Source organism: Bradyrhizobium sp. SZCCHNRI3052, from assembly GCF_032484895.1.
Taxonomy (GTDB): domain Bacteria; phylum Pseudomonadota; class Alphaproteobacteria; order Rhizobiales; family Xanthobacteraceae; genus Bradyrhizobium.
Window position 1 is genome coordinate 158,700 of sequence record NZ_JAUETW010000002.1, and the last position, 14,637, is coordinate 173,336.

Below are 14,637 nucleotides of genomic sequence, written 5' to 3' on the forward strand. Positions count from 1 at the left end.
CACTCTCTCCGCGTCACCCGGATCATGCCATGACGATCGTCGTCTTCACCGTCTCTCTGCTGGGCGCCATGGCGCTGGGCATGCCGATCGCCTTTGCGCTCCTCATCTGCGGCGTCGCCCTGATGAGCACCATTGACATGTTCGATCCCCAGATCGTCGCCCAGAACGTCATCAACGGCGCCGACAGTTTTCCGCTGATGGCCATCCCGTTCTTCATGCTCGCGGGCGAGATCATGAACAAGGGCGGACTGGCCAAGCGCATCGTCAATGTCGCACTCGTGGCGGTGGGGCATTTCCGGGGCGGCCTGGGCTACGTCACGATCCTGGCCGCCTGCATCCTGTCGTCATTGTCGGGGTCGGCGGCGGCCGACGCCGCCGCGCTGGCGGCGCTGCTGGTGCCGATGATGGTGGCGGCGGGACACAAGAAGACCTATGCGGCGGGTCTCGTGGCGGCCGGCGGCGTGATTGGCCCGGTGATTCCGCCCAGCATCGGATTCGTGATCTTCGGCGTGGCCGCCAACGTCTCGATCTCGAAGCTGTTCCTTGCCGGCATCGTGCCCGGCCTTTTCCTGGGATTGGGCCTTTGCGCCGCCTGGTACTGGGTGGTGCGCAAGGAAAACCTGTCGCCGCCGCCGCGCGCCGCGAGGTGTGGCATGCGATCACCGACGGCTTCTGGGCACTCATGCTCCCCGCCATCATCATCGTCGGCCTGCGCTTCGGGATCTTCACGCCAACCGAGGCCGGCGTCGTCGTCGCCGTCTATTCGATGTTCGTCGCGACGTGCATCTATCGCGAGCTGAAATGGTCCGAGATCTACGCGGTCCTGGTCTCGTCGGCCGTGACCACGAGCGTCGTCATGTTCCTGGTCGCTGCGGCCTTGGTGTCGTCCTGGCTGATCACGGTGTCTGAGATCTCCAACCAGGTCGTCGATCTCCTGAAGCCGTTCATGAGCAACAACACCATCCTGATGCTCGCGATCATGGTGGTCGTCGTGATCGTGGGCACGGCGCTCGACATGACGCCCACCATCCTGATCCTGACGCCGATCCTGATGCCAATCATCAAGGCGGCAAATATCGACCCCGTCTATTTCGGCGTGCTGTTCATCATCAACAACTCCATCGGCCTGATCACGCCGCCGGTCGGCATCGTGCTTAACGTCGTCTGCGGCGTGTCCAAGATCAGCATGGAAGACATCATCAAGGGGGTCTGGCCCTTCATGATCGCGCAGCTGATCGTCCTGTTCGCGATGGTCCTGTTTCCCGGCCTGGTGACGGTGCCGGCGCGATGGTTCGGCGGCTGATCGGGCTGCGTTGGCAAAGGAGTCGAACATGGCCGCACGGATCGTGATCTTGAATGGACCCAATCTCAATTTTCTCGGCATTCGGGAGCCCGACATCTACGGCTCGACGACGCTGAAGCAGATCGAGGACAGCTGCCACGCGCTCGCGGACCAACTCGGCGTATCCGTCTCGTTCCACCAGTCGAACATGGAAGGCGAGCTCGTTGGTCTGATCCAATCCGCTCACGGCCAGGCGGATGCGATCATCATCAATCCGGCAGGCTATTCTTTCACATCGGTCGCGCTGATCGATGCGCTGAACATCTTCGATGGGGTGAAGATCGAGCTGCACATCTCCAACATCCATGCGCGGGACGAGCTGCACCGCCATTCGATCACCTCGCGGGCCTGCACAGCGGTGATTTGCGGACTTGGCGCTTACGGCTATCTCGCTGCGATCCTGGCGGTCGTCCAGCGGCTCGGGCAATTGCCTGAAACGATTCCGCCGGCCCTGCACGGGCTTGCGCTAACCGGCAAGATGTAATCAGGAGACAAGCATGCGCGGAACAGGGTTTCTCGCCATCTGGAGCGACGTCGAGGCGCATGATCTGACCGACTACCGGCATTGGCTGACGCGCGAGCACACCACCGAGCGCGTGACGACGCGGGGCTTCCTGGCGTCGCGTGTGTTTCGTGCCGTGCGCAGCGACGTCAACCGCTTCTTCATCCTGTACGAGCTCGAAACGCCCGAGGTCCTCGACGGCAAGGACTATCTGGCGCGGCTCAACGCGCCCACCCCGTGGTCGCAGCGCATCATGCCGAAGCTCGGCAATTTCATGCGTGGCGGCGGTGTGATCGTCGCGCGCGCCGGGCGGGGCGAGGGCGCCACGATCGTGGCGCTGCGGATCGACAAATTGCCCGCCGACCCGCAACGGCTGGCCACCGCGCTCGTTGGCTGCGACGGGATCGCTGCCGTGCAGATCGGGGCGACCGACGCGCCGCGGACATCCGTACCGACCGCTGAAAAGGGCATGCGGAAGCACGAGGGCTTCTTCTCGGGGCTTCTGTTGATCGAGGCGCTCGATGACGCTTCGTTGCAGAGGGCCTTGCGGCAGGCGCGGACACTTGCATCCGATGTCATGGAGGGAGCCAGCGAGCCTGACTTCTATCAGGGCATGTTTGCGCTCGACGCACGCATCGCGGATGCTTGCTGATGGCGACCTTTTCGCTCGCTGCGCTGACCGTGCTCGACTTGGCGCCGCCCGAGATGATCGATCTGGCGGCCCGCTGCGGCTACGACAAGGTCGGCCTCAGGCTGCTGCCGGCCGTGCCCGGTGGACTGGCTTATCGCCTGATGGATGACGCCGCGCTCCTGCGTACGACGCTCCAGCAGTTGCAGTCGACGGGTGTAACCGTTGCCGATCTCGAGGTCGTCGCCTTCAGACCTGAGACGAGCGTCGCGTCGTTCATGCCGTTCTTCGAGACAGGCGCACGCCTCGGCGCCAGGCACATCCTTGTCGCCGGCTATGACCCCGACCTGGCGCGGTTCTCCGATCGTTATCGGCAGTTTTGCGAGGCGGCTGCTGCGTTCGGTCTGACCGCCGATCTGGAATTCATGCCCTGGACCAGCGTTCCTGATCTGACAACCGCGATGCGGATCGTTGACGATGTCGACCATCCCGCGGCCGGCATTCTGGTGGATGCGCTGCATTTCGATCGATCGCGAAGCAAGCTCGCGGATCTCCGCTCCATCCCGGCCGATCGGCTGCACTATTGGCAGCTCTGCGACGGTCCGGCCGAGCGCCCCGCGACGACTGAGCAAATGATCCATGCCGCGCGCGAGGAGCGCATGTTCCCGGGCGAGGGCGGCATCGATCTCGTCGGTCTCACGCGGGCGATGCCGGACTGCCTGACCATCAGCATCGAGGTGCCGACCGTTGTGCTGGCGAAGACCGTCGATGCTGAAACGCGGGCGCGGCGCGCCCTTGCAGCGGGCAGGGCCGTGGTCGAAAAGGCGCAGGCGCTGTGACGGAAGAGGCTGGTGATGGCGCACAACGATCGCCCGTGGGACGTTGAGACCGATCTGCTGGTCGTCGGTACCGGCGCTGCCGGCATGACGGCCGCGCTGGTGGGCGCGCTCGAAGGGCTCGACGTCGTCCTGTGCGAGAAGTCGGACATGGTGGGCGGCACCACCGCAACCTCCGCCGGCACGGTGTGGATCCCGGGCAACCGGCAGGGCCGCCTTGCGGGGACGCCTGATACGGTCGAGGCCGCGCGCACCTATCTCGCTGCAATGCTCGGCGAGCACGCCGCCGACCGCCGCGTCGACATGTTCCTTCGGGCAGGGTGGGTCGTGCTTGATGATCTCGAGCAGAAGACGAGCGTTCGATTTGCGGCGCCTCCGATCCACCCCGACTACAAGCAGCTTCCGGGCGCTGCGATCGGCGGACGCGCGCTCACGGCCATGCCGTTCGAGGGCCGAAAGCTCGGACCGGATTTTGCCCGTGTCAGGCCGCCGCGTCGGGAGTTCATGGTGCTCGGCGGCATGATGGTGAGCAAGGCGGACATCCCGGCGCTGCTGGCGCCATTCCGCAGCTGGAGCAGTCTTAGGCATGTCCTGGGTCTGCTCGCCCGGCATGCGATGGACCGGATCAGCCACACGCGCGGAACGCGCCTGGTCATGGGAAACGCGCTCGTCGCGAGGCTCCTCGACAGCCTCCGCCGCGTCGCCGTCGACCTGCGCTTCGAGACCGAACTTCGCGATCTCGTTTGCGAGGGGGATCACATCATGGGTGCGGTTCTTTCGTCTCCTGGCGGAGAGCTCAGGATAAGGGCCCGCAAGGGCGTCGTGCTGGCGAGCGGAGGCATCGGCTGGAGCCGTGAGCTAAGAGAGCGTCTATTCCCCGAGCCGGCGCGTCGACTTTCGCTCGCGCCCACCTCGAACACCGGCGATGGCATCCTGGCGGCGGAGCGCGTCAGTGCAGCGATCGCCCGAGACCTCGACAGTCCGGCGTTGTGGATGCCGAGTTCGGTGATGACGCAGGCCGACGGTCATGTGTCGATCTTCCCGCACATCATGCTCGATCGCGCCAAGCCTGGATTGCTGGCCGTGAACAGGTCAGGCCGCCGTTTCGTGAACGAGGCCGATTCCTATCATGACTTCGTCGCCGCGATGCTGCGATCGAACGCGCCGTCTTCAAGTCCGGCCTTCCTGATCTGCGATGCGACGTTCATCAAGGATTTCGGCATTGGGCTCGTTCGTCCGGGGACGCGAAACCTGAAGGCGTTCGTGCAAGCCAGCTATCTGGTCGAGGCGGAGACGATCGAGCAGCTGGCGCGAAGGATCGGCGTCGACGCCGGGCAGCTTGCGGCAACGGTCGAGCAGTATAATCGCTACGCGGACAGCGGGATCGACGAAGACTTCGGCCGAGGGTCCAGCGCGTTGAACCGGTTCAATGGCGATCCGGAGACCAAGCCGAACCCATGTCTGCGGCGGATCGGTCAGGGGCGCTATTATGCCGTCGCCGTGTGGCCGTCGGATCTCGCCAGCAGTTGCGGTCTACTTACGGATGAGCGCGCCAGAGTGTTGTCACGCAACGGAACGGTCTTGCCCGGACTGTATGCCGTCGGGACCGATGCATCCTCCATTTTCCGCGGCATGTACCCCGGACCTGGAACGATGATCGGCCCCGCCATGGTCTTTGCATGGTGCGCCGCGCTCGATTGCGCAGGAACGCTCGCTGACCGAATGAGGCTGTCTGAGTGACCAACGGGAGGTTCGCAGGCGATTCTGATTCGCGACAATTTTGCCTTCGGGTTCAGGCGCCGGGTTGGCGCCCCCGGAGTCGCGGCTCGGCTGCGCCGCACAGACCCATGAGCCGCTGACGGTACCGATTGTAGACTAAGGCGGCCCCGGGCTGCCAACAGAGAACGATAAGCAAGAGGAGAGAACTGATGCCGATCGCGCGAGGAATTTTTTGGGCAATGCTGCTGGTGGCTGCGACTTGCCAGGTGACATCGGCGTTCGCCGAGCCGATGGCTTGTGACGACGGCATCAAAGCCGCCTTCCATCCCGACGAGATCACGACCGTGATCGCGGTCCGCCGGGTCAACAAGGGTGAGGAGCTTTTGGCGCCCGATGCGCCGAAGCCGATCACGGCGGCAGCCGATCTTTGCCTCGTGAAGCTGTTGGTCGGTCCCGGCGTCACAGCGGAGAAGGACAAAAACGCGCGCTCCTATTCAGAAGGTATCGGCATCGAGGTCTGGCTGCCGACGCAGGCCAACTGGAACGAGCGCATCCGTAACTATGGCGGTGGCGGCTGGGTCGGCGGCGGCCATCGCTTCGCCGACAAGATCGGGAGCAAGGTGCCGGCAATTGTCAACGCCAATATCGGCTATGCTTCGGGCACAACGGATGCCGGCCAGCCGTGGTATCAGGACGGTTCGTTCGCCTTCCTCTCTGACGGCAAGGTTAACGTCGAGGGCCTCCGCGACTTCTCGGTACGGGCGATGGTCGAGCAGGCGATCAAGACCAAAGCGCTGGTCAATCTCTACTATGGCAAGGCGCCGAAATTCGTCTACTACGATGGACACTCGCAGGGCGGCCGCCAGGGCCTGAAGATCCTGCAGGAATATCCAGAGCTCTATGACGGCTACATGATCGCGCAGCCTGCGCCGAACATCGCGCGGTTCGGCACCACCAGCCTCTATCCGCAGATCGTGATGAAGACCGAGCTCGGCTTCTCTGCCATCAACAAGCCGGAGGCTGCCGCGTTCGCCGCCAAGGTCGACGCTGCCAACAAGCGCGCCGTTGCAACCTGTGACAAGGCCGGGCTCGGCTTCCTGCTTGATCCCTTCGCCTGCGACTACAATCCCGCCCGCGACGCGGTGCTGCTCTGTACGGGCGAAACGAGCGACGGCGTCACCGGAAGCAACGCCGACAAGGCAGCTTGCATGAGCTCGAAGGAAGCGGGTGCGCTCAACAAAATCTGGTACGGCGCGACCCGCGATGGCAGCGTCGATCCGGCTCAGACGGCGGAAGCCCGCAGCGGCAAGGCGCTCGGCGTGAAGCAGATGTGGTGGACCTTTACCAAGGGCACGTCGATCTCAACGCAGATCACGAGCCCGTCGACTGACAATTTTGCGCTCGGCATGGAGGACGTCAGCTACGCCGCTGATGCCAGCGCGACCTCAGCCATTCCGATCACCAACACCTCGACCGCAAGGCGCAACCGCTGGCTCGAGCTCGATTATGCCGCCTTCGCTGCTGGCGTCGACAAGAATGTCGAACTGCAGCCCACGCTGTTCAGCAATCTGATCACCGACAAGGCCGATCTCTCGAAGCTGCGCGATCTCGGCCGCAAGGTGATCATATGGAGCGGCCTTGCGGATGATGCGATCCCGCCGGCCGGCAACGTCAATTATCACGAGCGCGTGCTTGCTGCGATGGGCGGCGACGCCGAGGTCTCAAAATTCATGCGGATGTATCTGGTCCCGGGGGCTGCGCATTCCTCGCAGGGCCGCTCGTACACCGTGACCGGCAAGAACGACGCCGTGCCGCTGCCGAAACTGCCGGGCAATGCCAACCAGACGCCGACCCGCGACAAGGACCAGTTCTTCTCCGCATTGACGGATTGGGTCGAGAAGGGAGTGCCGCCGGGCGAGATCACGTTGACCTCGCGCGATGGCAGCGTGAGCTATCCGGTCTGCGTCTATCCGCAGCGGACGACGTGGGATGGCCGCGGCCCTGCGACGCAGCCTTCGAGCTTCAGCTGCCGCTAGTCACTACAATCAAGAAATTCTCGACAGAGGGGAGACAGACGAGAGGCGATGGCGGTCTCAGTTGTCGTTGGAAGAGCCTGACTCTTTCACCGTTGCATGTCGCAGCTCCGTCGTCAAAATAGGAATGAAGAACCATTGGTTTGGGATTGGCAGCGGACTTCGCTACCAATCCTACTATCTCATGCGCCAAACTACGATTTTTCGTGATTCGTACTCCCGCTGCTGGCAGTCCTCGTCCGCGAACGGCACGCAATTTCCGCCGAAGGACGTTGAAACAGGTCAGTCGCTCTCAGTCGGACGTCCGCGCAGTGAAGTCTCTGCGCTGTCCCAGGGCGGTTCCGGCCGCCAAGCCTCTATCAACGCATCGATGAATGTACGCACCTTCGGCGACAAGTGCCTGCTCGAAGGATAGACGGCGCGAATGGGTGCACCATCGGCGTCGACCTCTTTGAGGATCGGCACCAGCCGACCTGCACGCAGATCGTCGCTGACCAGGAATGTGGCAAGCCGAGCGATGCCGAAACCCGCAATCGTCGCGTCGCGCAAGGCTTCAGCGTTGGTCGCGACGAAACGCCCATTGATGGCGATCACGCGAGCTTGTCCGTTCTCGTTGAATCGCCAGTCGACGGAGCGCCCGCCGTGCACGAAGGCGAGGCAGCTATGCTGCGCCAACGCGTCGATGTTTCTCGGCGTTCCTCGCTCGGCAAGATAGGCCGGCGACGCACAGGTCACCAGGCGATGGCGCGCCAGAAACCTATTCATCAGCCGAGAATCTTCGCTGCTGCCGATCCTGATCGCGAGATCCACGCCCTCGTCGATGAGATCGACATAGCGATCGCCGAAGGAGGCGCTGACGGATATCTCCGGCCATTTGCGAATGAACTCATTGAGGACCGGAAGCACGTGCAGCCGGCCGAAGGATACGGGCAGATCCAGCCGCAACCGCCCCCGCGGCGCCTGCGAGTGACTGAGCATCGCCATCTCCGCTTCGTCGAGATCGGCGAGCAGCCTCACGCACCGCTCGTGGAAGGCGGCTCCCTCTCCGGTCAGTGAGACGCTTCGCGTGGTGCGCTGGAGCAGCCTGACCCCGAGCCGGTCCTCGAGCCGAACGATGCTCTTGCCGACTGCCGATCGCGAAAGGCCGATGCGTTCGGCCGCTGCCGTGAAGCTCTTGGCTTCGGCGACATGGACGAACACGCTGATGTCCTTCATCCGGTCGATAGCCATTGCGCCTCCTGAAACAGCCCCGAGCTGCAGCCGCGGCCATTCAAATCCGCCACGAACGGTCCGATCATTGGGGCAATACGTTCCCCAGTGAAGGGAAATCACCGGATATTGTGGCTCCAAGGCGCCTATTCTAACCTTTTTGAAACTGGCTGCACCAGCATGGGAAGTAAAATTCCCCATTCAATCAGATCAATGCAAACCGGTAACATGGTAGTGCGAGGCCAATAACCTGCCGCGCAGAAGGGGAAGCGCACCGTGAAGGCTGTTCGCTATTACGGACGGAAGGACATCCGTGTCGAAACCGTCGATGAGCCCAAGGAGATGGGCGCCAGCCAGCTCCTGGTGAAGCCGCTGTGGACCGGCATCTGCGGCACGGACCTCCACGAATACATTGCAGGGCCGATCGTCACGCCCGCGTCGCCGCACGTGTTCACTGCAGCAACCTTGCCGCAGATCCTGGGACATGAGTTCTCGGCCGAGGTACTGGACGTCGGGCGCGACGTCACTCATGTGCGGCGCGGCGACCGTATTTCGGTGCAGCCGCTGATGATGCCGATGAACGACTATTACAGCCGGCGGGGTCTCAACCATCTCAGCGAAAAGATGGCTTGCATCGGCCTCAGCTGGGCCTGGGGCGGCATGTCCGATCTCGCCGTCATCAACGACTACAATGCGGCGAAAGTGCCCGACTCCATCACCGACGAGGAAGCCGCCATGATCGAGCCGGCGGCGGTCGCGCTCTATGCGGTCGACCGCGGCGGTGTCCAGGCTGGCAGCACCGTGCTGATCGCAGGTGCAGGCCCGATCGGCGCGCTGACCATTCTGTGCGCCCACGCAGCCGGCGCCGCCAGGATCTACGTGTCGGAGCCCAACGCATCGCGGCGTCGAACGATCGAGAGCTGGGGTATTTGCGCCGGCGTCTACGATCCCAAGACGACGGACGTGGTCGCGCGCGTCAAGGAGCAGACCGAAGAGAATGTCGGCGTCGACGTCGCCATCGAATGCGTCGGTAACGAAAGCGCATTGAACACCTGCGTCGAAGCCGTGCGGCGGCGCGGTGTCGTGGTGCAGGCCGGCCTGCACGTCGGCAAAGCCTCGACCGATCCGATGTTGTGGGCCCTGAAGGACATCACCATCGAGGCAACCTGGTGTTACCCGATCACGATGTGGCCGCGCATCATCGGACTGGTCGAGTCTGGCAAGCTGCCAATCTCGAAGATCATCGATGGCCGTATCCGCGCCGAGGACGTGGTCTCGAAAGGCTTCGACGTCCTCACTGCGCCAAGCAACGACAAGCTGAAGATACTCGTGTCGACGCAGCTGGCGGCACCGTCGTGAGGCGGCGTAGGCAAGACCAGGGTTGATTGTCCAGAGCGACGCTCAAGTCGCCACGATCAGTGAAACCAAAGGGGAGGAACACCAATGAGAGTGACTATCGCGAGCTGCCTGTCACTGGCCTGCCTGGCCATGGTGACACCAATTGCCGTCCAGGCGGAATATTCCGGCGCGCCGCGCACGTTCCTGTTCAATCCAGCGCTCGACGTCTGCATTCGCGACACCGCGAAGTTCAAGAAGGCGCCGCCCTACACCATCGGCTTCTCCAATGCCGGCCTCGGCGACAGCTGGCGCGTGGTTGGCCTGCACTCGCTTCAGAAAGCTGCGCACGACCATGCCGACGTCGTGAAGAAGCTGCTGATCACCGATGCGGGCCATGACGATGCCAAGCAGGTCGCCGACATCCAGGATCTGGTCTCCCGCGGCGTCGATCTCCTGATCGTCAGCGCCAACACGTCGCAGGCGCTCGATCCCGCCGTCACCCAGGCGACCGAACGCGGCATCCCCGTCGTGATGGTGGACCGCCGGGTGGATTCTGACAATTTCGTCACCTTCGTCACAGCGTCCGACGCGATGATGGGGCGCCTGTTCGCGCAATGGATCGTCGAGAAGCTGAACGGCAAGGGCAACGTGATCATCCTCGGAGGCCAGGCCGGCTCCAGCCCGAACGAGAACCGTGTCAAACCAGCGATGCAGGTGTTCTCGGCCTATCCCGGTATCAAGATCCTGGAGACCGTCTACTCCGACTGGAGCCCGGTGAAGGGCAAGCAGGTGATGCAGGCCATGATCGCCAAGTACGGCCATAGCATCAATGCCGTGTTCTCGCCGCACGGATTGCAGGTGCCCGGTGCGATCGAGGCCTTTCTCGATGCCGGCTGGAAGGGAAGCGAAATTCCGCCGATCACCTCGGCCGACATGAACGGACCGATGAAGATGGCTATCAAGAACAAGTTCCCGCTGCTCGACATCGACTATCCGCCCGCGATGATGGGCACGGCGCTCGACGTCGCGCTCAAGGTGCTGTCCGGCGCCGCGGTGCCCTGCGTCTATACCATCAACAGCAATATCGTTCTGACCCACGGTGACGAGACGCCTTCCATTCCGAAGCCTGACATGTATGCGGAGCAGCACATCGTGCCCGACGGTCCCGACGACATGCTCGTGTCCGGCGGCATGGGCCCGACCTACAATCCGAGCACGTTCAAGATCGACTATCCGCACTGAACCCGGAACAATGGCGTACCGGCGAGGCCGGCACGCCAAAGGGGCAAGACGGACCGAATGCTCACACTCAAGGCCATTTCCAAGAGTTTTCCCGGCGTGCGCGCCCTCCACGGCGTAAACTTAGACGTCAAACCTGGCGAAATCCACGGCTTGCTCGGCGAGAACGGCGCCGGCAAATCCACCCTGATCAAGATCATCGCCGGCGCGGTTGCGCCCGACGAAGGCGAGATCACCCTCGCCGGTCAACGCGTGAGATGGTCGTCACCGCGCGAGGCGAAGCTCGCCGGAGTCCACGTCGTCTATCAGGAGTTCGCGCTGTTTTCGCAGTTGTCCGTCGCCGAGAACATCTTCCTCGGCAACGAGCGGCGCAACGCGCTCGGCCTGGTCGATCACGGACGGACACGGAAAGAGGCCGCTGAGCTGATGCGCAAGCTTGGCATCACCCTTGACCCTCGCGAGACGGTGGCCTCTCTCTCGGTCGCCGACCAGCAGATGGTCGAGATCGCGCGCGCGATGACGCACAATGTCCGCCTGTTGATCCTCGACGAGCCCACCGCCGTCATTGCCGGGCGCGAGGTCGAACTGTTGTTCGAGCGCCTGCGCCGGCTGCGCGAGGCCGGTGTGTCCATTCTCTTCATTTCGCATCGGCTCGACGAAGTCTTCGCGCTGTGCGATCGTGCCACGATCCTGAAGGACGGCCGTCTGGTCGGCACGACGGATACCGTCGCCGTCACGCGCGAACGGCTGATCTCGATGATGGTGGGGCGCGATCTCGGCGAGCTGTTTCCCCCGCGCTCGACCGCGTCGCGACCGGATCAACCCGTGCTACGCACCGACGGCATCTGCGTCGGCGACCGGGTCCGTGACGTCTCGATAGAACTGCATGCAGGCGAGGTCGTCGCGCTGGCGGGCATGGTCGGCGCCGGACGCACCGATCTGGCGCTCGGTCTGTTCGGCGCAGCTCCTATCTCGAAGGGCACTCTCCACATCGCCGGCGAGCGCTTTACGGCAATGACGCCCGCCAAGGCGATCGGGCTCGGCATGGGCCTCGTCACCGAGGATCGCAAGTCGCAGGGGCTTGCGATGCTGCTCGACATTGCTGCGAACATCACTGGGCCAGCACTCGGCGAGGTCACCCGCTACGGAGTGATTGATCGCGAGGGCGAACTGGCGATCGCCGCCCACGAAATCGAACGATACCGCATCGCCTGCCGCGGACCGGCAACGCCGGTCGCAACCATGTCGGGCGGAAATCAGCAGAAGGTGATCATCGCGCGCTGGGCACGCCTGTGCAGGTCGATACTGATCCTCGATGAACCGACACGCGGCGTCGACGTCGGCGCCAAGGCCGATATTTACCGGATCATGCGCGAACTTGCCGATTCAGGCCTCGCAATCCTGATGATCAGCTCGGAAATGACCGAGGTCATCGGCATGGCCGATCGCGTGATTGTCATGCGCGAGGGACGGATCGCCGGCGAGCTGCCGGGATGCGACGCCACGGAGGAAAGCATCATGTACCTGGCCACGAGCGAGCGCGCCGCATGACCGCGATCGCCGCCCGTCTCGCGATGCCTTGGTGGCTGCGCAGCAATGCGGGGCTTGCCGGCGTGCTCGTCCTGATCTGCGCGGTATATCTTGTTGGCGCAACGGTCTCCGACCGATTCCTGACGCTGGGCAACCTGCTCAATGTCTATGAGCAGACCACCGACCTTGCGCTGGTCAGTATCGGGCAAACCCTGACCATTCTCAGCGGCGGCATCGACCTCTCGGTCGGCTCGCTGATCAGCCTCACCTCCTGCCTGACATCAGGCCTGATCAACGGCAATCCGGATCGGGTCGTTCCGGTCGTGCTCGGCGTGCTCGCGCTCGGGACATTCGTCGGCGTGCTCAACGCCGGCCTGGTCGTCACCTTGCGCGTTCATCCGCTGATCGTGACGCTCGGCATGGGCGCGGTCCTGCAAGGCGTGACCTTGCTCTACGCACTGGGACCGGTCGGTCGGGTGCCGCGCAGCTTCACCGTGCTCGCCTATGGACGCATCTCGGGCATCCCCATCGGAGCGACGCTTGCAGTCGTCCTTGGCATCCTGGTCGCGCTGCTGCTGCGATATTTGCCGCTCGGCCGCCAGATCTACGCCCTTGGCGATGATGCGAATTCCGCGCGTCTCGTGGGATTGCGGCGGACGCGCATCCTGATGCTGGTCTACGGCATCTCGGGCTTCTGCTGCGGGGCGACCGGGCTTTATCTCGCCGCGAGGTTCGGCGTTGGACAGCCCTACACCGGCGTCAACTACACCTTGGCTTCGATCACTCCGGTCGTGCTCGGCGGTACCTTGCTGAGCGGTGGCAAAGGCGGCGTGATCGGCACGCTGTTCGGCGCCTTTCTGATCACGCTCCTGAACAACCTGCTCAACTTCATGGACGTGTCGAAGCACTATCAATTGGTCGCGCAGGCGGTCATCATCATCCTTGCCGTCTCCATCTATGTCGAACGCCGCAGGATCGGGTGAGCAGGATGTCAGGCTCCGTAGAAATCGCCGGCTCCGTCACCCCGTCCTGGTCGGTCCGCAGCGTCATGGAAAGCTATGGCACAGCCCTCGCTCTGCCGCTGCTGCTCGCGCTTGGTGGCGTGATCTCACCGGCCTTCGTCAGTCCCGGTAATTTGTCCAACCTGCTGCTACAAGTCGCGCCGCTCGCGATCGCAGCCATGGGGCAAAGCCTGGTGATGATCGTTCGCGGCCTCGATCTCTCTGTCGCCTCGATGATGGCGACCGCCGCCGTGATCGCGACCGGTTTCTCGGGCCTCGACCAGAATGTCCCCGCCATCGTCGCGACGGCCTTGGTGGTCGCTGTCAGCGTTGGCCTGCTCAACGGCTTTCTCGTCACCAAGCGTCAGGTGTCCCCGTTCCTGGCAACGCTCGCCACGATGATCCTGCTCCAGGGATTCAGGTTCGCCTACACGCAGGGCGCGCCGTCCGGCAACGTGCCGCCGGTACTGCGGCTGCTCGGCTCCGGAAAATTTCACGGCGTGCCCTATAACGTACTCGTTCTGCTGTTCGTAGCGGTCTTGCTGGCTGGGGTCCTGCACCGTTCCGCTTTCGGAAGGAGGATTTTCATTGTCGGCGGCAATCCAGTGACGGGGCGCCTGTTTGGCATCCGCTCCGACGCGGTCATGATCGGCTGCTACCTGATCTCGAGCTGCCTTGCGGCGCTCGCCGGGCTGATCCTGAGCGGTTATGTCGGGCTCGTCGACAACTGGGTCGGGCAGGGGTACGAGCTCGACTCGATCGTAGCCTGTGTCGTCGGACGGGTGTCGCTGCGGGGCGGCCGCGGCTCGATCCTTGGCGCCCTCACGGGAGCCGCCATCATCGTCATCCTCGCCAACGAAGTGGTGCTGCTCGGCGTGCCGGTCCAGGTCCAATTGATCATCAAGGGCGTCGTCATTGTCCTCGCTGCTGCAATCTACACTCGTAGAGATGCACCATAGCGTTTTCTAAGGATGCGATGAGAGGAAACCCACCATGAGCGAGCATTGAGAGGAAACTGTTCCGGGTAGAAAACCGGGTACTCTCAAAAAAGTCCAATTGATTGTGCCGCTGCACCGAAGTTTGTTGCACGAGCGGACAGACCGGAGCGTTGCACGTGTTGTAGCCCCTGCGGAAGAGGTCTCCACAAGCGCATTGTTATTCGGCGATTGCTGAGGACATTCCGTGTTCATTACGATTGCCGTCAGCGACAATATTGGCTGGTTCATGGAGAACTTGCCGAGCGTTGGATGTCAGCCACCA

General features: G+C 63.2%; 11 protein-coding genes and 2 pseudogenes. 11 read left to right on the forward strand and 2 right to left on the reverse strand.

The window, feature by feature from the left end:
• Positions 1-29 precede the first annotated feature (29 nt).
• From QW887_RS05960 to QW887_RS05980, 5 genes and pseudogenes are all read left to right on the forward strand, one after another.
• Positions 30-1,303, forward strand: a pseudogene (locus tag QW887_RS05960) (TRAP transporter large permease).
• 28 nt (positions 1,304-1,331) lie between these two features.
• Positions 1,332-1,826 carry a type II 3-dehydroquinate dehydratase gene (locus QW887_RS05965; protein WP_315706506.1) on the forward strand — a complete coding sequence of 165 codons (495 nt, stop codon included), beginning with the start codon at positions 1,332-1,334 and terminating at the stop codon, positions 1,824-1,826.
• 13 nt (positions 1,827-1,839) lie between these two features.
• Positions 1,840-2,496 carry a hypothetical protein gene (locus tag QW887_RS05970; RefSeq protein WP_315706505.1) on the forward strand — a complete coding sequence of 219 codons (657 nt, stop codon included), beginning with the start codon at positions 1,840-1,842 and terminating at the stop codon, positions 2,494-2,496.
• A complete protein-coding gene (locus QW887_RS05975; RefSeq protein ID WP_315706504.1) occupies positions 2,496-3,311 on the forward strand; it encodes a sugar phosphate isomerase/epimerase family protein in 816 nt (271 codons plus the stop codon). Before QW887_RS05970 ends, QW887_RS05975 begins: the two co-directional genes overlap by 1 nt.
• Positions 3,312-3,326: 15 nt before the next feature.
• The gene (locus QW887_RS05980; RefSeq protein ID WP_315706503.1) at positions 3,327-5,048 is read left to right on the forward strand and encodes an FAD-dependent oxidoreductase; all 1,722 of its coding nucleotides are present in this window, start codon (positions 3,327-3,329) and stop codon (positions 5,046-5,048) included.
• On the opposite strand, the pseudogene QW887_RS34875 reads toward QW887_RS05980, so the two are convergent.
• Positions 5,049-5,177, reverse strand: a pseudogene (locus QW887_RS34875) (hypothetical protein); the annotation flags it as partial. It lies immediately after the preceding gene.
• A gap of 59 nt (positions 5,178-5,236) precedes the next feature.
• On the opposite strand from QW887_RS34875, the gene QW887_RS05985 reads away from it, so the two are divergent.
• On the forward strand, positions 5,237-7,063 hold the full coding sequence (locus QW887_RS05985) for a tannase/feruloyl esterase family alpha/beta hydrolase (RefSeq protein ID WP_315706502.1): 1,827 nt from the start codon (positions 5,237-5,239) through the stop codon (positions 7,061-7,063).
• A 279-nt stretch (positions 7,064-7,342) separates the two neighbouring features.
• Here QW887_RS05985 and QW887_RS05990 read toward each other — a convergent pair whose 3' ends face one another.
• A complete protein-coding gene (locus QW887_RS05990) occupies positions 7,343-8,470 on the reverse strand; it encodes a LysR family transcriptional regulator (RefSeq protein WP_315714177.1) in 1,128 nt (375 codons plus the stop codon).
• 75 nt (positions 8,471-8,545) lie between these two features.
• On the opposite strand from QW887_RS05990, the gene QW887_RS05995 reads away from it, so the two are divergent.
• From QW887_RS05995 to QW887_RS06015, 5 genes are all read left to right on the forward strand, one after another.
• Positions 8,546-9,628, forward strand: coding sequence for a 2,3-butanediol dehydrogenase (locus QW887_RS05995; protein WP_315706500.1), 1,083 nt, complete (start codon positions 8,546-8,548; stop codon positions 9,626-9,628).
• Positions 9,629-9,712: 84 nt separating this feature from the next.
• Positions 9,713-10,849 (forward strand): ABC transporter substrate-binding protein, encoded by a 1,137-nt coding sequence (locus QW887_RS06000; RefSeq protein WP_315706499.1) that lies wholly within the window; start codon positions 9,713-9,715, stop codon positions 10,847-10,849.
• 57 nt (positions 10,850-10,906) lie between these two features.
• Entirely contained in the window at positions 10,907-12,397 is a 1,491-nt protein-coding gene (locus tag QW887_RS06005; protein WP_315706498.1) for a sugar ABC transporter ATP-binding protein, read from the forward strand.
• Positions 12,394-13,359, forward strand: coding sequence for an ABC transporter permease (locus QW887_RS06010; RefSeq protein WP_315706497.1), 966 nt, complete (start codon positions 12,394-12,396; stop codon positions 13,357-13,359). The genes QW887_RS06005 and QW887_RS06010 overlap by 4 nt, the downstream gene beginning before the upstream one ends.
• Before the next feature lie 5 nt (positions 13,360-13,364).
• Positions 13,365-14,336 (forward strand): ABC transporter permease, encoded by a 972-nt coding sequence (locus tag QW887_RS06015; protein WP_315706496.1) that lies wholly within the window; start codon positions 13,365-13,367, stop codon positions 14,334-14,336.
• The last annotated feature ends 301 nt before the right edge of the window (positions 14,337-14,637 follow it).